Raw genomic sequence first — 18,617 nt, forward strand, 5'->3', positions numbered from 1 at the left:
GATAGTGCCGCATGCGGCGCTTCAGGCGCACCGTGCGTGCGCCGGACCGACAGGCGGAATACGGTGTGCGCATGGCGGTGGAAGAGCCGGTCACGGGCTTCGCGGTGGCTGTGGTCCGGGAAGACGGTCAGTGGCGGTGCAGTGCGCTCGACCCGGGGGCGTTGACCGAGCTGGACGCAGCGATCACTGAACTGGGAAAACTACGTTCCACCGGCGCGAGCTTCGGGCTGCTGGCGGTCGACGACGAGTTCTTCGTCATCGTCCGGCCGAGCCCGCGCGGGCCGTCGTTGCTGCTCTCGGACGCGGCGGCGGCGCTGGACTACGACATCGCGGCGGACGTCCTCGACGTCCTGCGCGTCGACCCCCCGGACGAGGAGGACGACTCCGTCTGGCCCGAGGGCGACCTGGAGATCCTCGCCGACCTCGGGCTACCGGGGCCGGAGTTGGAGGTCATCATCGGCGAGGTCGACCTGTACCCGGACGAGCAGCTGCAGATGGTCGCGCAGCGCTGCGGGTTCGGCAGCGAGTTCGCCAAGTTCCTGGACGAGCTCTGAGACGCCCGTCCGACACCGAGGCCGTGGAGGCCGCGCTGGAAGCGGCGCGCGCCCCCGGCGCGGACGTGCCGATCGGCGCGGTGGTGTTCGGCCCCGACGGCGTCCCGCTGGCGGCGGCCCGCAACGCCCGCGTCGAGCTGGGCGACCCCACGGCCCACGCGGAGATCCTCGCGCTGCGCGCGGCGGCGGCCGTGGTGGGCGACGGATGGCGCCTGGAGGGCTGCACGCTGGCGGTGACGCTGGAGCCGTGCACGATGTGCGCGGGCGCGCTGGTCCTGGCCCGCATCGCCCGGCTGGTGTTCGGGGCGTGGGAGCCCAAGACGGGCGCGGTGGGGTCGCTGTGGGACGTCGTGCGCGACCGCCGGCTCAACCACCGTCCGGAGGTGCACGGGGGCGTCCTGGTGGACGAGTGCGCGTCGGTCTTGGAGACGTACTTCACGATGCGCCGCTGATTTTTGGGTACTCCCCAGGTATGACGATGAAGCACAAGATCCAGCAGGCAGTGGGCTGTGCTCGCGAGAAGGCCGGCGTGGCGACCGGCAACCGCCGTCTGGAGGCCTCGGGCCGCGCCCAGCGCCGGTCGGCCCAGCTCCGTTCCGCGGCATCGGACGTCCGCCTCCGCGCCCGCCGAGTGGCCCGCGAGGCCCAGGTCAGGCTGCGCGGCGGCCGGCCGGCCGACCCCAGGTGAAGCCCCCTTCGGCCCTCCGGTATAGTTCTCGGCGGTGGCGTGTCCGAGCGGCCGAAGGAGCACGACTCGAAATCGTGTGACGGCTAATCCCCGTCCGTGGGTTCAAATCCCACCGCCACCGCTCTCAACAGCGAAAACGCCGGACCTCCCTTCGCGGGAGGTCCGGCGTTTTCGCTGAGGGTCTCAGTTTGGGTCTCAGTTGGCCTCTGATCAGACGGGTACCAGGGCTCCTTCCGGGCCGTCTTCGTCCTCGTCTTCGTCATTCGGAGCGGCCCACATGTGGGCGCCCACCTGCTCCGCCACCGACGTCACCAGCTCGGTGTTGACGTGCATGTACCGCTTCGCCACGGCCGCATTGGACCAGCCCATCAGCTCCATCGCCGCGGGCAACGGCACCTTGAGCTCCAGCAGCACCGTGGCGGCGGTGTGCCGCGCGTCGTGGAGCCGCGCGTTGCGCACGCCTGCCAGGCGCAGCAACGCTTTCCACGCCCGGTTGTCCGGCGTCGGGTGCGTCGGCCGGCCGATCGGCGTGGCGAACACCCAGTCACCCTCCTCCCACAAGTTGGCCGCCGCTTCGCGCTCGTCCTCCTGCTGGCCGCGGTGCGCCTCCAGGGCCTCGATCACGGGCCGGGGAAGGCCGATGACGCGGCGCCCGGCCCGCGACTTCACCTCACCGACGACCAGGCCGCCGCCGTACCGCTCTGGGCAGTAGGCGCCGTGCTCGTGCCCGCACGGCTTGTCGGGCGTGCACCCGTGCTGCCAGTTGAGTTGCTGGATCGAGCGGCGGACGGTGAGCGTGCCGGAACCGCGCCGCACAGGGCACTCAGCGGCGGTGAGCGTGCGGCGGCACGCTTCGCCACGCGCACACCCGTGCTTCCACGTAATCGTCACGTCGGACCACTTGAGCCCGAGCGCTTCGCCGCGCCGGAGCCCGAGCGACAGCGCGATGATGAACCGCGCGCCGTTACGGATTTCCCCGGCGGCGGTGATCAAGCGCCGTGCTTCGTCGCGGGAGAACGGCACGATCTCCTCTTCCACTACGCGCGGCGCTTTCGCGATGCGCGCGGGATTCTCCGTGATGTGCCGCCGCCGCACGGCTTCGTTGAGCGCGGCCCGGACGGTCCGGTGCGCGAGGTGCGCTGTGGACGGCTTGAGTCCTTTTCGGAGAATCTTCTGGTACGCCAACTCACTTTTCGGGCGAGACTCGGCGTGCGCTGTTGACCCTTTTTGGTGAGCAGGCGCAACAGGCCGGCTGGGCGGCATTCGATGCTGGCTGGAACGACGACGCTAAGAGTCTGTTTGAGCGCAGTTTCAAAGCGGCCAACGAAGGAGGCAACCCCGAATTGGCTGGTAATGCCCTATGTCTCCGCTCATATCAGCTGATTTCCCTGGGGCAGGCTGCGACGGATTTGACGGACAAGTCCTTGGAAGTCGCGGCCAGGTCGGCGCAGCCCGCAGTTAAGTCGTTGCTGTACCAGCGCGGGGCCTGGACGTACGCGGTTGCGGGGAACGCTGAACGGACCGCGTTCGCGCTTGGCCAGGCCGAGGAAGCCCTCGGGAACAATCATGTGCCAGCAGAAGCGCCAGACTGGGCGAGCTGGGCTCACAGCCAGACCGAACTGGAAATCATTGCAGGGCGCTGCTGGACGGAGCTTCGCCGCCCGCTCAGGGCCGTTCCGGCGCTTGAAGCGGCGATGGCGAAATACGACGACAGCCACGCACGAGACAAGTCGCTCTACCTCTCGTGGCTGGCCGACGCGTACTTGGACGCGGGCGAGGTCGAGCACGCGGCTACGTCTCTCGGTAGGGCGTTCGACCTGTCCTCGAACGTGGCATCAGCGCGGCCTCAGCAACGACTCGGGGCGGTGCTCGACCAGTTCGAGGACCACAAGTCAGTGGCCGGCGTCGCCGACCTGCTTGCTCGTCGTCCGGCGAACCCAGTCCAGGTAGGGCGCTAACCCGGCCGCCAAGGGCAATGCCGTGATCTCCGGGTTCGTCCACTCGTGGCGCTCGACCAGGTGCTGTTCGAGGTCCGCATAGGCGTCCGCGGTCGTCTTGAGTAGCACCTGCCACTCGTCGCCAGTACCGAATTCGCCCTGATGCCAGAACACGCTGGTCACCGGCCCGACCACCTGAGCGCCAGCTGCCAGACGCGCCTCAACGGCGCTTCGAGCTAAGGTCGTTGCCGCGTCCTTCGAGGGGGCCGCTACCTGGACCTGCCACACGTCCGTCATGAGGGCGAGGGTACCGGCGGGGCGAGGCGAACGCCGTGACAACCTGGCTGCCGCTGGCACAATGATTCCCATGACAAGCAGCAAGCGAGCCGTGTACGTGGTGCACGACCGCACCACGTCCGCCCAGCCCGGGATCCTCACGACCGCGTACGAGTCCGTCGAAAAGGCGATCGCGGACCTCAACGGCTTTCGTGCCCAGCAGCCCGACAACCCTGGCCCGCTTGTCTGGTCCACCGGCCCCGGCTGGGCCGACGGCCGCGATGCAAAGGGCAACACGGTGTTCTACGTCTTCGGCCTGGCGGTCCAACCCGACAACGAGCCGGCCTACTTCGAGAAGTTCACCCGCAGGTCGTGACCGGCGCAGACCCAGTCCCCTTCCTCCCAGAGGTGCATTCACGGGTCAGCTACCTTCGTTGCCCCCCGAACGAGTGAACGACTGTCGATGAGGCAACGGGAGATGTCGGTGAGGCGTATCCCTTGACGGGGCGCTGAACCAGTCAGGCGCGGGGGAAGGGACGGAATGGTGAAGACGTTCGCACGACGGGACATGGGCATAGTGGCGGGCACCATAGGCGCCGGGGGAACAGCGAAGCGAGCGACCGCAACCGTCGCCGCACTCGCCGTCGCCGGCGGCGTGGCGTTGGCAGGAGCGCCGGGGGTGGCGGCCGCTGAAGACCCAGGGATAGTCCGGCTTTCCTACTACGCAACCTCGTTCGTCGGCAGTGTCAACTGGTTCAACAGGTCCGTTCGAATCGATGGCCAGCTCCGTGCCCTGCCGGGCAGCTGTCGACGGGTGTACGTGCAAACATTCGACTCCGGCCATTGGCAATTGGCCGCCCGAAGCACCAGTCTCCAATGCGGGACGTCCGAACAACACATCACCGTACCCGCTGATGTTCCAGGCGGCGCCGCATTCGTCTGGGTCATCCTCCAAGGACCCGATGATTCCCTGCTGGACAGCTGTGAGGCCCAACCCGGCTCCGAATACTGTGAGTAATGGCGAGCTCGCGCCACCGGTCGATGGCCGCGCATGCTGTCCGGTGTCGGGCCGGCCCCCCCAGGGGCGGAACCTGCTCCGTTGCTGACCTCCGGTTCACTCGTGGCCATCTCCGGGGGTCTCAGACCGGGTCTCAGTTCGTGCCCGTTCGGCGCGACCGCTGGTGTTGCAGAGGTCGCGTTGACCTGCGGGAATGTACCCCTTCGAACCACTTCGAACAGGTAGGCTCGGAACTCGAAATCGTGTGACGGCTAATCCCCGTCCGTGGGTTCAAATCCCACCGCCACCGCTCTAGGTGCAACGTTCAAGCCCCCGGTTGAGATCACTCGGCCGGGGGCTTGGTCGTCTGGCTGTCCCGCAACGCCTGCTGACGAGAACACGGCGACGTTGCATGAAGCAGCTGGACCTGTTGCGCCAGTTCATCCGCGTTGCCCAGCAGGCCGAACGGGCCGCCGAAGATCGGGATCGCACGCCGTCCTGGGAGACGGCGGCGCTTGATGCCGTCCGCTTGACTTGAAGGGCTCTTGAAGTGTGACCGTGGTCGGCACCAGCTGATCAACCAGGAGCGCACCATGACCGTTCTCGTCACCGGGGCCACCGGCCACACTGGACGGCACGTCGTCGCCGGGCTGAAGGCCGCCGGCGTTCCCGTCAGGGTCCTCGTCCGGGATCCCGCGAAGGCGCCCGAAGGCGTCGACGTCGTTCAAGGCGACATCGCCGATCCCGGCGAAGCCGCCGAAGGTGTCGACGCCGTCTACCTGCTTTGGCCCTTCTTCACCGCCGACGGCATCGAAAAGGCCGTGAAACCCTTCAAGGGCAAGAAGATCGTCTACCTCTCCGCCATGTCCGCTGAGGACGGTGGCGTCTGGGGAGACGTCGAAGCCGCCATCGAACAGGTCACCGACGACTGGACTTTCCTCCGCGTCACCGGGCTCGCCACGAACGCGCTCGCCTGGGTGCCGCGGCTCGGCACCGGGGTGGTGCGGGCCGCGCACGGGCAGGCGAAACGGTCGGTCGTCCACGAACGTGACGTCGCCGAAGTGGCTGTGAAGGCGCTCACCGAGGACCACGTCCGGCAGACCTACCTCGTCACCGGCCCGGAATCCTTGACGCAGGCCGAACAGGTCCGGCTCATCGGTGAAGCGCTCGGAAAGCCTGTCCGGTGGGAAGAACAGCCGCCGGAAGAGGCGAAAGCGGAACTAATTCCCCATCTAGGGGCGGAATTCGCGGCCGGCGCGGTGGATTACTGGGCATCACTCGTCGAGGACCCGGAACCGGTCTCACTCGACGTCGCCCGCGTCACCGGGCATCCGGCGCGGCCCTTCGCGGAATGGGCGCGCGAGCACTTCAGCTGAGCTCGACCGCCGGCGCCGTCAACGGTTCCAGCTCGGTCGCGAGCGAAGACAGGGCGGCGATCTTCGCGGAGACGGCGCGGATCACCGCCGTGCACGTGGCGCTGACTTCGCTGACCACCTCGGCCGAGCGGTCGCCCGCCAGCACCGCCGAGACCGAGGCCGACGCCGCCGAAGCGAGTGCGCACACCTCGTCGGACGCCGCCACCGCCAGCTCGTCCAGGCGGTCGGCGATGCGGGCGCCCAACGCCGCCGTCGAAGTGGCCACGCGGGCCGCCGCGGCGTACTGACCGTCCACTGTGTCCGCCCACGTGCCGAACGTCTCGCTGCTGCCGCCGGTTTCGGCGCGCTCGACACCGGCGCGGAACTCCGCCTGCGCCGACGTCACCACCTCGGCGCCGGTGCCGACCGCCGCGGCGGACGTGCGGATCGACGCCGGTGAGCAGTCCAGGTGCCGCAGGGCCGCGACCGGGTCGGCGACGCCGAGCCGCCCGGCCGCCGCGCGCAACGCCGACAGCTGCGCCGCGGCCGACGACAGTGCCGGGTGCTCGAAGACCTCCGAGGTCACGGCGCCGCCGCCAGCCGGCCCCGGAAACCGGTGCTGCGGTTGCTCACGGCCGCCATGCGCAGCCGGCCCGCCAGGTCCGACGTCGCGTCGCCGAGGACGCGCGCGTCCGCCTCGCGGGCCGCCAGCGCCGTGGCCCAGCGCGCCGCCAGTTCGCGCGCCTGTGGCGAGATGCCGAACGGCGTCGCGTCGACGCGGGCTTCGGCGAACCGCCCCGCGGCCTTGTCGTCGGCGGCCGCCGCCTGGTCCAGCAGGTCGGCCGACGTCCGCAGCCGGTCCGCGTTCTTCAGGGGGTTCCGGGTCGCGAAGCCCCCGGCCCGGAGCTCCGGGTTGTCACTGCCGATCCGCGAGCCTCTGCCTTCCGGCATGGGGACCTCCGTCGTCAAGGGCGCTCACCCGATCGGGGAAGATCTTGCCTCATGCTCCCGAGCCGCCCTCATCGCGGTGACCTGCGGCGTTGACGGCGTTCCACCAGGTGGACGTCTTGACCGCGCGTCGGGAAGAAAGCGACCATGAACACATGCCCGCCACCTCGGAAAGCACGCCGATCCGGGCCTTCGCGCGGTCGATCGGGGAAGGCGTCGTGGCGCTCCTGCTGCGCCGCGGCCGCCTGGGTTCGCCGCCCGCCTGACGCGAACCCGCGTCCGAATTCCCCGAAAACCCTTGGAGCACAACCATGTCCGTAGTTCTTCCTGCCCGGATTCAGCTGCGCGAGGCGGTCACGCCCGCGGATGGCATCGTCGAAGGCCCGCGGATTCTCCGGGAACCGCAGCGGCGGACCTACGAGCGGTTCACCCTCCGCCCGCTCGGCCGGGTGATCGGTGCGGAGGTCGACGGCGTCGACCTCGGCGCGCCCGTGGGCCCTGACCTGCGCGAAGAGCTCAACCACGCCCTGCTCGAGTGGAAGGTGCTGTTCTTCCGCGACCAGGACATCACCTCGGCGCAGCAGCGCGCCTTCGCCGCGAACTGGGGCGAGCTGGAGACCAACCCGTTCATCCCGAAGGGCGACGACGACGCCGTCACGCGCTTCGAGCGCACCGCGGCCATGCCCGGGTACGAGAACATCTGGCACACCGACGTCACCTGGCGGCCCGACCCGGCGCTCGGCTCGGTGCTGCGGCTGATCGAGGTGCCGCCCGTCGGCGGCGACACGATGTGGGCCGACATGGCCGCCGCCTACGACAACCTGCCCGAAGACGTCCGCGCCCGCATCGACGGGCTCACTGCGGTGCACGACTACCTCCCCGGCTTCGACCGGTTCTCCGATCCCGCGCTGCTGGCGCGGTGGCAGGACCGCTTCCCGCCGGTGGAGCACCCGGTGGTCCGGACGCACCCGGAGACCGGGCGGCGCACCTTGTTCGTGAACCAGGCGTTCACCACGCACATCGCCGGCCTGGACCGGGCGGAGAGCGACCGGCTGCTGCGGTACCTGTTCCTGCAGGCTCACACGCCCGAATTCCAGGTCCGGTTCAGCTGGCGGCCGAACTCGGTCGCGTTCTGGGACAACCGCGCGACGCAGCACTACGCGGTGAACGACTACCACCCGCACGTCCGGATCGCGGAGCGCGTCGCGATAGCGGGCGACCGGCCCTACTGAGCCGTAGCCTGAGGTCATGACCGATGAACCCCGGGCAGTGGTGACCGGTTTCCTCAAGGCCCTCGAAGAGCTCGACGTCGACCGGGCGCTGACGTTCGCGGCGAGCGACATCGTGTACCAGAACGTGCCGCTGCCGCCCGCCCGCGGCCTCGCGGCCGTCGAGAAACAGCTGCGTGTCATGGCCAAGTACGGCTCCGGGTTCGAGGCGCGGACCCACCACATCGCCGCGGACGGCAACGTCGTGCTCACCGAACGCACCGACGTGCTGCGCCGCGGGGCGTGGGAGGCGGAGTTCTGGGTGTGCGGCACGTTCGAGGTCGAAGCGGGCCGGATCGTGCTCTGGCGTGACTACTTCGACTGGACGACGGTGCTGGCCGCGAGCGCGAAGGGTGCCGGGCGGGTCGCGCTGGCCGGCGCGCGCACGCTCCTCGGCCGGTACAAGGGGAGGCAGGCGGTGCGCTAGGCCCGGTGTTCGCCGCGGTCGTGGTCCCGAAGGTCCACGACCGCGGCTATCCCCAGCACCAGCACGAACACGCAGCTGAGAACGATCAGCCCCCACATGATCATTCTCCCTCCCCCCGTGTCGTGCCGACCGCGAGCTGTCGGGGAGTGGTCTGTGCCACTTTTCCGGCGGCTCACGCAGACCGTACCGCCGCCGGACGCCGGTTGTTCCGGCCCTTGACCTTCATTTAAGGCAGATGCGCCGGATGGGTGACAAGTCCGTGTCCGGCTGTCACAGAACGACCGCGATCCGTTATGTGCCAACGGGAACCGATGCGATTCCGCTCTGGACGGTCACCGACGTCGACCGCAAGGCCGACACCTCCGCGACGTACCGCAGCACTTTGTCCGCTTCGTCCCCGGCGAGCGGCTCGCACCCGTGGCCCGCGGTCCGCCGCACCGGGATGAGCTCGAGCCGCGGTTCGTCGCCGAGCATGCACCCGGCCAGCAGCCCGTCCGACCGGTCGGCGGCGAGGTTGCCGAGGCCGTAGAGGATCGGCCGGCCGCGGTGGACCTCGACGGCCTGGATGGTGTGCGACCCGTGCCCGGCGACCAGGTCGGCGCCGGCGTCGATCGCCGCCTGCCCGTAGGTGACCTGGTACTCGGCGAGCTCCACGCCCGGCAGGCCCCAGTGCATCGAGACGACGACGTGGTCGTGGCCGCTCTTGGCCCGCTCGATGTCGGCGATCATCCGGTCCAGGTGCTCGGGCACCGGTGTGGTGCGGACGAGCGGCGGGCGGCCCGGGATCTCCGCGACGTGCGGATCGGGCTGGTACGCCGTCGTCGCAAACGCTTGCGCGATGGCCGGGAAGTCCGACTGGGTGGCGAAGGGGCGGCGGAGTGACGTGTACGCCAGGAAGGCGACCGTCTCGCCGGAGCGTTCGACCACCGCCGGTGCGTGCGCGGCGTCGAGGTTCGCGCCGGCGCCGCAGTACGCGATGCCGGCGTGGTCGAGGACGCCGAGGCCGGCGGCGGGGAGGGGGACGTCGTTGGCGCACGAGACGACGTCGACGCCGATCGATTTCAGCGCTTCGGCCGCCGCCGCGTCGACGTGGCCTTCGAGGTTCACGAACCGGAGGTCGGCGCCCTTGAGCAGCGGTTCCAGCTGCGCGAAGGCCGGCGTCGCGCGGCCGGGGAGGGTGACGTCTCCGCCCAGTACCAGCGTGATCACGAAACCTGCTCTGCCGAGTGAGTGACGACGAAAGTAGTTGTTACGAATCGTTGCACCTTTGTCTTCCTCCTCCTCACTTGTTCGGGGGACTATGCCACGACTGTTCAAGCACAAAGGGGACTCAGGGTGACCAAGACCCACAGATCCAAGGCTGCCTTCACGGTGGCCGTCGCGTCGGGCCTGGTGCTCGGCGGCGTGGCCGCACCGGCCGCGCTCGCCGCACCCAGCGCCGACGCGGTCATCGCCGAGGTCTACGGCGGCGGCGGCAACTCCGGCGCGACGCTCACCAGCGACTTCGTCGAGCTCGCCAACCGCGGCGCCGCCGCCGTGAGCCTGGCCGGCTTCAGCGTCCAGTACCTGCCCGGTTCGGCGAGCCCGTCGAGCGCCTGGCAGGTGACGCCGCTGGCCGGCAGCGTCGCCCCGGGCGGGCGCTACCTCGTGGCCGAGAGCAAGGGCTCCGGCGGCACCGTCGCGCTGCCGACGCCGGACGCGACCGGCACGATCGCGATGTCGGCCACCGCGGGCACGATCGCCCTCGTCTCCGGCACCACCGCGCTGACCTGCAAGACCGTGGCCGACTGCGCCGCCGACGCGCGGATCAAGGACCTCGTCGGGTTCGGCGCGGCGACCGTGCGCGAGGGCAGCCCGGCCGCGACGCCGTCGAACACGACGTCCGTCGCGCGCGGGACGGCGCTGGCCGACACCGACGACAACGCCGCCGACTTCACCGCCGGCGAGCCGACCCCCACCAACACGGCGGGCGAGTCGACCGGCGGGGACCCCGGCCCGGCGCCGACGCCGGCGAAGATCCACGAAATCCAGGGCACCACGCGGATTTCGCCGTTCAAGGACAAGAAGGTCTCCGGCGTCACCGGCGTCGTCACCGCGACCCGGACCTTCGGCTCGCAGCGCGGGTTCTGGCTCACCGACCCCACCCCGGACAGCGACCCGCGCACCAGCGAGGGCCTGTTCGTCTTCACCGGCTCGACCAGTCCGGCCGTCGCGACCGGCGACGCCGTGACGGCGACCGGCACCGTCCGCGAGTTCTACCCGGACGCGCCCGCGACGTCGAACTTCCAGTCGCTCACCGAGCTGACGGGTGCGGAGTGGACGGTCGGCTCGCACGGGAACGCCCTGCCGGCGCCGACGGTGCTCAACCCGGACACCGTCCCGGTGACGTACGCGCCGTCGCCCGGCGGGAACATCGAGCCGCTCGCCCTGGAGCCGGCCAAGTACGCGCTGGACTTCTGGGAGGCGCACGAAAGCGAGATCGTCTCGGTCGCCGACGCGCGGGTCGTCGGCCCGACGAACTCGTTCAACGAGCTGTACGTGACGACCAAGCCGGACCAGCACCGGTCCGTGCGCGGTGGCAGCGTCTACCTCGGGTACGACCAGCTCAACAGCGGCGTCATGAAGGTTTCGTCGCTGATCCCGTTCGCCGAGCGGCCGTTCCCGAAGCTCAACGTCGGTGACGTGCTGACCGGCACCACGTCCGGCCCGGTCGAGTACGACGACTTCGGCGGCTACACGCTGTTCGCCAGCGTGCTCGGCACCGAGAAGGACAACGGGTTGCAGGGCGAAACCACGCGCAAGCAGCGCTCCGGGGAGCTCGCCGTCGCGACGTACAACGTCGAGAACCTGTCCCCTGTGGACACCCAGGCGAAGTTCGACCGGCTCGCCGACGCGATCGTGACGCACCTGGCGACGCCGGACATCGTGAACCTGGAAGAGATCCAGGACAACAACGGACCGGCGAACGACAGCGTCGTCGCCGCCGACCAGACGCTGCAGCGCTTCACCGACGCGATCGTCGCGAAGGGCGGCCCGCGCTACGAATGGCGTGAGATCGACCCGGTCGACGACGCCGACGGCGGCCAGCCGGGCGGCAACATCCGGGTGGCGTTCCTGTTCAACCCGGCCCGCGTGTCCTTTGTGGATCGTCCGGGTGGGACGCCGACGACGGCCGTCGGTGTGGTGCGCGAGCACGGCAAGGCGCACCTGACGGTGTCGCCGGGCCGCGTCGACCCCGCGAACGAGGCGTGGACGGCCAGCCGGAAGCCGCTGGCGGGCGAGTTCGTGTTCAAGGGCCGCACGGTGTTCGTCATCGCCAACCACTTCAACTCCAAGGGCGGCGACCAGCCGACGCACGGCCGGTTCCAGCCGCCGGCGCGCAGTTCCGAGGTGCAGCGGGCGAAGCAGGCGACCGTGTTGCGCGGATTCGTCGACTCGGTGCTCGCGGCGGACAAGAACGCGAACATCGTCGTGGCGGGTGACCTGAACGACTACCCGTTCTCGCCGGCGGTCCAGACGCTCACCGCGGGTGGCGCGCTGAAGGACCTGATCGCGTCGGTGCCCGAAGCCGAGCGGTACAGCTACGTGTTCGAGGGCCAGTCCCAGGTCCTGGACCACATCCTGGCGTCGCGCGCGCCGCGCGGGGTGGACTACGACGTCGTCCACATCAACGCGGAGTTCGCCGACCAGGCCAGCGACCACGACCCGCAGGTGATCCGGTTCCGGCCGGCCGCGGGCAACCCGGTCGAGGACGGGCTTTACGACTTCCTCGACTGGCTGGACCAGCTCTTCGGCAAGTAGCTCTTCTCGTTGCGGCAAGGCCACTCCCGGGCCCGGGGGTGGCCTTGTTCGCGTTTGACTCTTTTGGGTGACGAGGAAACCGCGGAGCGTGGACGGTCGTCTTACGGTTGACGGGACCACAAGGGGAGGGTGGCGTGGACGGCTACGCGGTGAAGGTCGACGAGCTGGGCAAGCTCATCGACGACCTCGGCACGGCGGCGGACCGGATGGCGGACGCCAACAAGAAGCTCGGCGGCGGTGGCGCGTTCGGGTCACTGGGGACGGCTGAGCTGGGCAAGGCGGGGGTCGAGTTCGAGGAGGCCTGGGGGTACGGGATCGGTCGCCTCGGCGAGGCCGCTTCCGGGATCGCGGAGCGGCTGAAGGAGGCGAAGGAGAAGTACGAGCAGATCGAGGCCCAGTTCGGCGGTGAGCTGGGGAAGTTCGGTCCGAGCCCGGTCGGCGGCGGACACCCGGGCGGCGCGCGGGGGCACTACCCCGTGGTCGGGCAGCCGGCCGTGGGGCCGGTCGGCGGCGGGTACACCGGCGGGGTGCCGGGCATCGACCGCCTGGCCGAACCCACGAGCCGCGAGCGTGGGGCGCCGGGCGTCGACGGACAGCCCGGAAGCTCCGGTGACAGCCCGGTCGGGGGCGGCGCGACCGGCGGCATCACCGACCTCCTGAACGGACTCGACCGGTGAGCGCCCGCGACTTCCCGGCCCTGGGCTTCGACCCGGCGCCCGGCGACCTCGACGGCCTCACCGACCTGGCGGGCAAGTACCGCGCGGTGAGCACGGACCTGACCGAAGCCGACGACGCGCTCCGCCGGATCGTCCGGAAGCAGGGCGTCTGGCAGGGCGAGGCAAGCGAGGCGTTCGCGCGTCGCCTCGGTCCGCTGCCGCGGTACCTCGAGGCCGCGGCGAAGTCGATGGGGCAGGCGGCGGACGCCCTCGAAGGGTGGTCCCGCGACCTCGGTAACTTGCAGAAACGAGCGGCGGACCTGGAGGCCCGGGCGGAAGCGGCGGCCCGCGCGGCCGAGCAGGCCCGGGCCAACCCGGACCTGGCGCTGGCGAACCGGACGTTCCCGGACCACCAGTCCCTGCAGATCGCCCAGCGGCTCCTGGACAACGCCGGTCAGCAGCTCCAGGCCGCCATCGATGGCTGTCAGAACGTCCAAGACGCGGCGAAGCAGCTTCAGCGGGAACACGCGGACGCGGCGGGCAGGGTCGCCGAGCAGCTGCGGAGGGCCAAGGAACTGGCTCCGGACGAGCCGGACCTGCTCGACAAGCTCGGCCACGCGGTCGGCGGGGCATTTGTCGACTTGTCGAACACCCTCGCCGACGGGGTCGACGAGGCGTGGAACTTCCTCCAGGACCACGCCGAGCTGCTGTCCAAGGTCTCGGACGTGGTGGGTGACATCGGCAACGGCCTCGGCGTCTTGAGCGACGTCCTCCCGCCGCCGGCCGGCGAGCTCACGAGCCTCGTCGCCACCACGTTCGGCCTGGGCGCACTCGGTGGCCACGCTGTCGCCAAAGCCGCCGGAGCCGACGTCGCCCCCGAGACCTTGGCCTTCGACGTGGCGGGTGCGGTGACATCGCTCGCCGGGATGAATCCGATGATGCCCGACGTCGTGATCAAGGGCGCGACCTATGGCGCGCTGGCCGGCCAGCTGAGTGCCGAAGCCGGGTGGGGGACGGACTTCGAGAGCCCTTGGGACGACTTCCAGAACTACTGGGTGCCCAAGGACATGGGCCAAGCGGCCATCGTGGCCGGCACGCTCGTCGCGGGTCCTGCTCCGTGGGCCGTGGTCGCGGTGAGCAACGCGGCCGATGCCGGGGTACAGGCCGACAACGCGCCGGAGCGTCGGCGTCAGCGCGCGGAAGACGAGGTGTGGAACTGATGCCTCTGGAAATCGACCTGCCGCCCGGGTTCGCCGGTATGCCGGTGGGCGCCGACGACAAGCTCAACCGCGGGCACGCCTGGATGATCGCCGAAAACCTCACGTCCGGAGCGAGTGTCGAGGACTTCGGCCGCTACCTGATGGCCCTCGTGCCGACCATGCAGGCGAACGGCATCCGGGTCTTCGGCAAGTTCGCCGTCGGGACCCGGAAGGGTGATGTCGCGACCCTGACGCTCGGCGTGGCGCAGTGGCCGGAAACCGCGCCCGGTAGCCGTGACGCCCTGGTGGCCGCGATGGCCGAGGAGTACCGCGGCCGGCACAAGCGGGCGGTGGTCCAGCCGGTCCGGCTCCCGATCGGCCCGGCGATCGTCGCCATCAGCGGGGGCGAGTTCCACCTGCCCCGACAGGACGTGCGTACCCAGATCAAGGCGGAGTACCAGATTCCGCTGCCGGACGGCCGGTCCGTGGTGATCCTGTCCGTGGTGGCGGAGTCCGAGGACGCCTGGCCCGCCGTCGCGGAGGCGACGGCGAAGGTGGCTTGGAGCCTTCGAAGCGCGGAGACGGCGCCGTGACGGTGTTGGCCACGCGCTCGGAGAGCGTGGGCCCGCTGCTGCTCCTGCTGCTCTGTACCGTCGTGGTCGGCGGCCTCGTGGCCGCCCACGTGACGTTGCTGGCCATCCGGATGAACCGGGCTTCCCAGCCGCGCGAACAGCAAATGGCGCGGCTGGCCGCGCAGCTGGACGGCCGCGGCAGCGTGAAGATCCGGATGATCGAGTTCGGCATCGGCAGACCGGATCTGCTCATGGTCGCGCGAAGCCGGGGTTACGCGCTGATCGAGCACCAGTTCGGGAAGTACTACGAGTTCGTCTACGCACCGCACCGGGCGGGAACGGTGGCGCCGTGGTCGCTCTGACCCTGGCCGCCGGCCAGTTCCGCACTCGCGACAACCAGGGGGAGGCCATGAACAACGCACAGCTCATCGAGGAAATGCGCTGGCAGCTCCGGCAGATCGAAGACCGCAAAGCCGAGAACCAGCGCCTGCTGGCGGACATCGCGGGCCGCGACCACGCCACCGTCACCTCGCCGGACCGGTCTGTCACCGTGCTCGCCGGGCCCGGGGGTGTCGTCAGCGAAGTCCGGCTCGCCCCCGAAGCCATGCGGTTCGACGCCGGCACGCTCAGCCGGACCATCACCGCCGCCATCCGGGAAGCCGTGGCCTCCGGGGCGCCGCTGCGGCAGCCGCCGCGACCGGCACCGCCGCAGGCGCAGCCGCAGCCGCCGCGCAAGCAGGCTCCTGCGGACGACGACGATCCCTACGACACGGTGTTCGACGTCTAAGCCGGCGGTGGCTGCTCGCCCCGCTTCGCGGCCGCCCGCTTCGCCCGCCAACCCAAACCCAAGACGGCCTGCACCAGCTCCTGGTAGCTCGGCTTGACCTCCTCGAGGTACCGCTCCAGGTAGGCCGCTCGGGCCGTGGGGACCGGGCGCGGGTTGTCGCCCGGGGTGAGCCACGGCAGGCCCTGGATGTTGTGCAGCGCCATCTTCCACCAGCGCGTCGCGCGCTCGGCCGCGCGGGCCTCGCGCTCGACCGCCACCTCGATCGCGGCCTCGGCCGCCTCGATCTCCGCTTCCAGGGCCTCCGCCCGGGCCAGCTCCCACTCGCGCAGGTTCTCCGCGGAACCGCGGGAAAGGGCGATGATCTCCTTGTACCGCATGGCCGCGGTGGCGTCGTCGGTCATTGCGCGTTCTCCGGACGCTGGAACGGGATGATCACTTCGGGCGCGCCGTGGGTGGTGCGGTCGAAGAACAACGCGCGGCCCGGCCGCGGCGACCAGTGCACGACCTGGCCCGCCGCGAACGGCGAGAGCTCGTTGCCCTGGACGTCGAGCGCCGCCCACGTGCCGATGTCGTCGGTGCCGCCGAAGCCCAGCGTGTCCTTGAGGCGGGCGATGCTGCGCCACCAGCCGATCGTGTGGATGCCGTGGCCCGGCCCCTGCTTGAGCACCACCCGCAGGTGGTCGAGACCGCTCTTCAGCTGGCCGACCGCTTTCGCTTCCAGCGACGGCAAAGCCGCGTCGACGCCGTACAGCAGCAGCACCTTCGCGCCGCCGGACATCGAGCCGGTCATCGACTCCAGGACGCCGGTCAGGTCCTCCACCAGGGAGGCCGCGTGGTGGTGGTCGTCGCGAAGCCGCGAGGCCAGCTCCATCGCCGCGTCGGCGCACGACTCGATCGGGCAGCTCAAGATGAACTCGACTTCGCCCTCTTCGTACTGCCGGGCCAGCGACCGCGCCGCCGAGTCCATGATGGACAGTGCTTCGGCGGTCGCCGAGCCGAGCACGGCGACGTTGCGGCCCGGTGCGCGCGGCAGGTCGACGCCGCACGCCGTCTCGGTCACGTCGATCGACTGGCCGAGCAGGGCCCGCGGCTTCGAGCTCCGCTTGAGGTCGAGGTACGCCGGGAACTGCTCCAGGACCGGCTGGTGCGCGCCGTCGAACAGGCGCGGCCGCGGGTAGTGGCCCGCGTACGCCTCCCACAACCGGCGTTGCAGCCGGACGAACACGTTCTTGCTGCTCGCGTCCGGGATGTGGGCCAGCTGGTTGCCGTGCGCGACGCCGGAGTCGTGGTTGATCACCGCGTGCCACTTCGGCGCCGCCACCGCCGCGTTGTTCGTCTCGGCCAGCACGCGCCGTGCCTTCGGCATCGCGATCCGCAGCGTGCACTGCTCGAACACCGCCGGCTTGCCCCAGAACGCCTCGATGCCGGCGACGTCCTGGCTGGCCAGCACGAGGTGGATGCCCTGCGACCGGCCGCGCCGCGCGATGTCTTCCAGCAGCTGGGTCGCCGTGGCCGTCACCTGGTCGCGGCCGGCGAACAGGTACTGGAACTCGTCGATCACCGCGACGATCCGCGGCCACTGCCCGCCCGGATCGGCTTCGCGGAGGTCGGCCAGGTTCGTGACCTCGTGCTCCTTCGCGGCCGCGGACCGGCGCCGTAGCTCGTCGGCGAGGAAGCGCAGCAGCGCCAGGCCGAACTCGCGGTCGGTGTTGACGTTGACGCCGACGAGCCGCGCGTGCGGCAGCCAGCTCGCGTCCTTGCGGCCCGGCGCCAGCCCGGCGAACGAGACACCTTCCTTGAAGTCCAGCAGGTACAGCGCCAGCTCGCTCGGCGTGTACCGCGCGGCGAGGCTGCCGAGCAGCGCGTACAGGAAGTTCGTCTTGCCCGAACCGGACGGACCGCCGATCAGGGCGTGCGGGCTCGCGTCCCCGATCACGACCTCGATCGGCTCGCCCTCGAAGAACCCGACCGGGGCGCGCAGCTCCCGCGCCGAGTTCTCCTGGCCGAGCTCGGCGGGCAGGAGGTCGTCGAACGACCGCGGCCCGCCCTGCTTGGCGATCAGCGCCTTGGCGATCTTGTCGACGGCCCGGATGACCTGCGCGGACGGCATCCCGGGGTCGAGGTCGACGACCAGGTCGGTGCCGGTCATGCTGCTGATCGCGTGCCGGTCGTCGACCAGGCTCAGCGTTTCGACCGGCGCGCTCACCGCCGTTGGCACGTCCACCATGATCAGGCAGATGCCGGCGGCCAGCGCGCCGCTCGCGACCCGCTTGAGGTCGCGGGCGCGTTCGGGTTCGAGCGTCTCGCCGTTGCCGTAGAGCACGACGATGCGGTACGGCTCGCCCCGCTGCCCGGTCTCCTGCCGCATCTCCCGCAGCGAGGTGTACCCGGCGGACATGCAGCTGGCGTGGATGCGGCGGATGTGCCCGGCCAGCTCGTCGAGCAGGTCCTCGAGGCGGCCCGGGTCGTACAGCGACAGCGCGCTGGTGTGGCTGAGCGGGTAGAGGTCGGGCAGGATCGCGGTCAGCTGCCCGATGTCCCACAGGTGCACGCGCACCGAGCCGGGTTCGAACGTCGACAGCACGCGGACCAGCAGGTTCTGCACGATGCCGTCGATCACCGGCCGCGTTTTCGGTGCCGACGTGATCGCCAGGTGCGACTCGTCGAGCAGCGGGACGGCGACGTCGAACGTGCGGGTCGCGTCACCGCCGGCGGCGGTGGCGGAGCCGACGCGCCACAGCCCGGGCGAGGTCACGCCGGGGTTGTGCCCGACCGTGCCGAGCCAGTCGCCCGCCGGCAGCCCGGCCGGGCCGGGTGCGTTCTGGGCGACCAGCTCCCGCAGCGTGGCGGGACCCTGGCTCCAATCGGTGTAGAAAGCGCTTCGCACACTGCCGAGCGCGCTGAACACCTCGTGCGCGGCGGGGTGCCGGGACCACTCGTTCTGCTGCTCGGCACTGGCGTGGTTCATGCCGACCTTGACGATCTCCTGCTCCAGCCGGAGCTTGGCGAGATCGGCCTCCGCGGCTTGGCGCGCCCCGGCCGCCGCTCCCAGCACCAGTCCGATCTGATGGCGGACGCGGTCCAGTGCGGTTTCGACCCGGTTGCGTTGCTCGGCTGCTTTGTTGGCCATCGGCGTCCCCAAGAAAGGTGTC

22 protein-coding genes and 1 tRNA gene are annotated in these 18,617 nt (G+C 70.5%); 16 read left to right on the forward strand and 7 right to left on the reverse strand.

Annotation, left to right across the window (positions count from 1 at the left end):
* The first annotated feature begins 71 nt into the window (after window positions 1-71).
* The 4 genes from DV20_RS02210 (at window position 72) to DV20_RS02225 (ending at window position 1,363) form a co-directional block, all read left to right on the forward strand.
* Entirely contained in the window at window positions 72-554 is a 483-nt protein-coding gene (locus DV20_RS02210; RefSeq protein WP_200876336.1) for a tRNA adenosine deaminase-associated protein, read from the forward strand.
* Between the two features lie 23 nt (window positions 555-577).
* A complete protein-coding gene (locus DV20_RS02215; protein WP_043775935.1) occupies window positions 578-1,006 on the forward strand; it encodes a nucleoside deaminase in 429 nt (142 codons plus the stop codon).
* 26 nt (window positions 1,007-1,032) lie between these two features.
* Window positions 1,033-1,242 (forward strand): CsbD family protein, encoded by a 210-nt coding sequence (locus tag DV20_RS02220; protein ID WP_235190678.1) that lies wholly within the window; start codon window positions 1,033-1,035, stop codon window positions 1,240-1,242.
* A gap of 33 nt (window positions 1,243-1,275) precedes the next feature.
* Window positions 1,276-1,363 (forward strand) — tRNA-Ser (locus DV20_RS02225).
* Window positions 1,364-1,452: 89 nt separating this feature from the next.
* On the opposite strand, the gene DV20_RS02230 is transcribed toward DV20_RS02225, so the two are convergent.
* Window positions 1,453-2,427: a tyrosine-type recombinase/integrase gene (locus tag DV20_RS02230; protein WP_051735757.1), complete on the reverse strand. Its 975-nt coding sequence runs from the start codon at window positions 2,425-2,427 to the stop codon at window positions 1,453-1,455.
* 32 nt (window positions 2,428-2,459) lie between these two features.
* Between DV20_RS02230 and DV20_RS02235 the strand changes: the two genes are divergently transcribed.
* Entirely contained in the window at window positions 2,460-3,200 is a 741-nt protein-coding gene (locus tag DV20_RS02235) for an XRE family transcriptional regulator (protein ID WP_152603610.1), read from the forward strand.
* Here the strand turns inward: DV20_RS02235 and cutA are convergent.
* On the reverse strand, window positions 3,135-3,476 hold the full coding sequence (gene cutA, locus DV20_RS02240) for a divalent-cation tolerance protein CutA (RefSeq protein ID WP_043776068.1): 342 nt from the start codon (window positions 3,474-3,476) through the stop codon (window positions 3,135-3,137). The two genes, DV20_RS02235 and cutA, sit on opposite strands and share 66 nt — an antisense overlap.
* 70 nt (window positions 3,477-3,546) lie before the next feature.
* On the opposite strand from cutA, the gene DV20_RS02245 reads away from it, so the two are divergent.
* The 3 genes from DV20_RS02245 (at window position 3,547) to DV20_RS02250 (ending at window position 5,828) form a co-directional block, all read left to right on the forward strand.
* Entirely contained in the window at window positions 3,547-3,831 is a 285-nt protein-coding gene (locus DV20_RS02245) for a hypothetical protein (protein WP_152603611.1), read from the forward strand.
* Window positions 3,832-4,864: 1,033 nt separating this feature from the next.
* Window positions 4,865-4,990, forward strand: coding sequence for a hypothetical protein (locus DV20_RS46955; RefSeq protein WP_268747380.1), 126 nt, complete (start codon window positions 4,865-4,867; stop codon window positions 4,988-4,990).
* Window positions 4,991-5,045: 55 nt separating this feature from the next.
* The gene (locus DV20_RS02250) at window positions 5,046-5,828 is read left to right on the forward strand and encodes an SDR family oxidoreductase (protein ID WP_043776069.1); all 783 of its coding nucleotides are present in this window, start codon (window positions 5,046-5,048) and stop codon (window positions 5,826-5,828) included.
* Here the strand turns inward: DV20_RS02250 and DV20_RS02255 are convergent.
* Both DV20_RS02255 and DV20_RS02260 read right to left on the reverse strand, forming a co-directional pair.
* A complete protein-coding gene (locus tag DV20_RS02255; protein WP_043775941.1) occupies window positions 5,821-6,393 on the reverse strand; it encodes a hypothetical protein in 573 nt (190 codons plus the stop codon). The two genes, DV20_RS02250 and DV20_RS02255, sit on opposite strands and share 8 nt — an antisense overlap.
* Window positions 6,390-6,758 (reverse strand): hypothetical protein, encoded by a 369-nt coding sequence (locus DV20_RS02260; protein WP_235190679.1) that lies wholly within the window; start codon window positions 6,756-6,758, stop codon window positions 6,390-6,392. Before DV20_RS02260 ends, DV20_RS02255 begins: the two co-directional genes overlap by 4 nt.
* 308 nt (window positions 6,759-7,066) lie before the next feature.
* On the opposite strand from DV20_RS02260, the gene DV20_RS02265 reads away from it, so the two are divergent.
* Together DV20_RS02265 and DV20_RS02270 are read left to right on the forward strand one after the other, a co-directional pair.
* Window positions 7,067-7,987 (forward strand): TauD/TfdA dioxygenase family protein, encoded by a 921-nt coding sequence (locus DV20_RS02265; protein ID WP_043775945.1) that lies wholly within the window; start codon window positions 7,067-7,069, stop codon window positions 7,985-7,987.
* A gap of 16 nt (window positions 7,988-8,003) precedes the next feature.
* Window positions 8,004-8,450, forward strand: a complete 447-nt coding sequence (locus tag DV20_RS02270) for a limonene-1,2-epoxide hydrolase family protein (RefSeq protein WP_200876337.1) — start codon at window positions 8,004-8,006, stop codon at window positions 8,448-8,450.
* 291 nt (window positions 8,451-8,741) lie between these two features.
* Here the strand turns inward: DV20_RS02270 and DV20_RS02275 are convergent, their stop codons facing one another.
* Window positions 8,742-9,659 (reverse strand): CapA family protein, encoded by a 918-nt coding sequence (locus tag DV20_RS02275; RefSeq protein WP_043775949.1) that lies wholly within the window; start codon window positions 9,657-9,659, stop codon window positions 8,742-8,744.
* Window positions 9,660-9,785: 126 nt separating this feature from the next.
* Between DV20_RS02275 and DV20_RS02280 the strand changes: the two genes are divergently transcribed.
* From DV20_RS02280 to DV20_RS02305, 6 genes are all read left to right on the forward strand, one after another.
* Window positions 9,786-12,251 (forward strand): endonuclease/exonuclease/phosphatase family protein, encoded by a 2,466-nt coding sequence (locus tag DV20_RS02280; RefSeq protein WP_043775951.1) that lies wholly within the window; start codon window positions 9,786-9,788, stop codon window positions 12,249-12,251.
* A 134-nt stretch (window positions 12,252-12,385) separates the two neighbouring features.
* On the forward strand, window positions 12,386-12,928 hold the full coding sequence (locus DV20_RS02285) for a hypothetical protein (RefSeq protein ID WP_043775952.1): 543 nt from the start codon (window positions 12,386-12,388) through the stop codon (window positions 12,926-12,928).
* Window positions 12,925-14,127 (forward strand): putative T7SS-secreted protein, encoded by a 1,203-nt coding sequence (locus tag DV20_RS02290; RefSeq protein WP_043775955.1) that lies wholly within the window; start codon window positions 12,925-12,927, stop codon window positions 14,125-14,127. Before DV20_RS02285 ends, DV20_RS02290 begins: the two co-directional genes overlap by 4 nt.
* Entirely contained in the window at window positions 14,127-14,699 is a 573-nt protein-coding gene (locus DV20_RS02295) for a hypothetical protein (protein WP_235190680.1), read from the forward strand. The genes DV20_RS02290 and DV20_RS02295 overlap by 1 nt, the downstream gene beginning before the upstream one ends.
* A complete protein-coding gene (locus DV20_RS02300; protein ID WP_043775958.1) occupies window positions 14,696-15,040 on the forward strand; it encodes a hypothetical protein in 345 nt (114 codons plus the stop codon). The genes DV20_RS02295 and DV20_RS02300 overlap by 4 nt, the downstream gene beginning before the upstream one ends.
* Window positions 15,028-15,465, forward strand: a complete 438-nt coding sequence (locus tag DV20_RS02305; RefSeq protein ID WP_235190681.1) for a YbaB/EbfC family nucleoid-associated protein — start codon at window positions 15,028-15,030, stop codon at window positions 15,463-15,465. Before DV20_RS02300 ends, DV20_RS02305 begins: the two co-directional genes overlap by 13 nt.
* Here the strand turns inward: DV20_RS02305 and DV20_RS02310 are convergent.
* On the reverse strand, window positions 15,462-15,866 hold the full coding sequence (locus tag DV20_RS02310; protein ID WP_043775960.1) for a hypothetical protein: 405 nt from the start codon (window positions 15,864-15,866) through the stop codon (window positions 15,462-15,464). The genes DV20_RS02305 and DV20_RS02310 overlap by 4 nt on opposite strands.
* Window positions 15,863-18,595, reverse strand: a complete 2,733-nt coding sequence (locus DV20_RS02315; protein ID WP_043775962.1) for an FtsK/SpoIIIE domain-containing protein — start codon at window positions 18,593-18,595, stop codon at window positions 15,863-15,865. Before DV20_RS02315 ends, DV20_RS02310 begins: the two co-directional genes overlap by 4 nt.
* Window positions 18,596-18,617: the final 22 nt, after the last annotated feature.

The sequence above is a fragment of the Amycolatopsis rifamycinica genome (assembly GCF_000695625.1).
GTDB classification, from domain to species: Bacteria; Actinomycetota; Actinomycetes; order Mycobacteriales; family Pseudonocardiaceae; genus Amycolatopsis; species Amycolatopsis rifamycinica.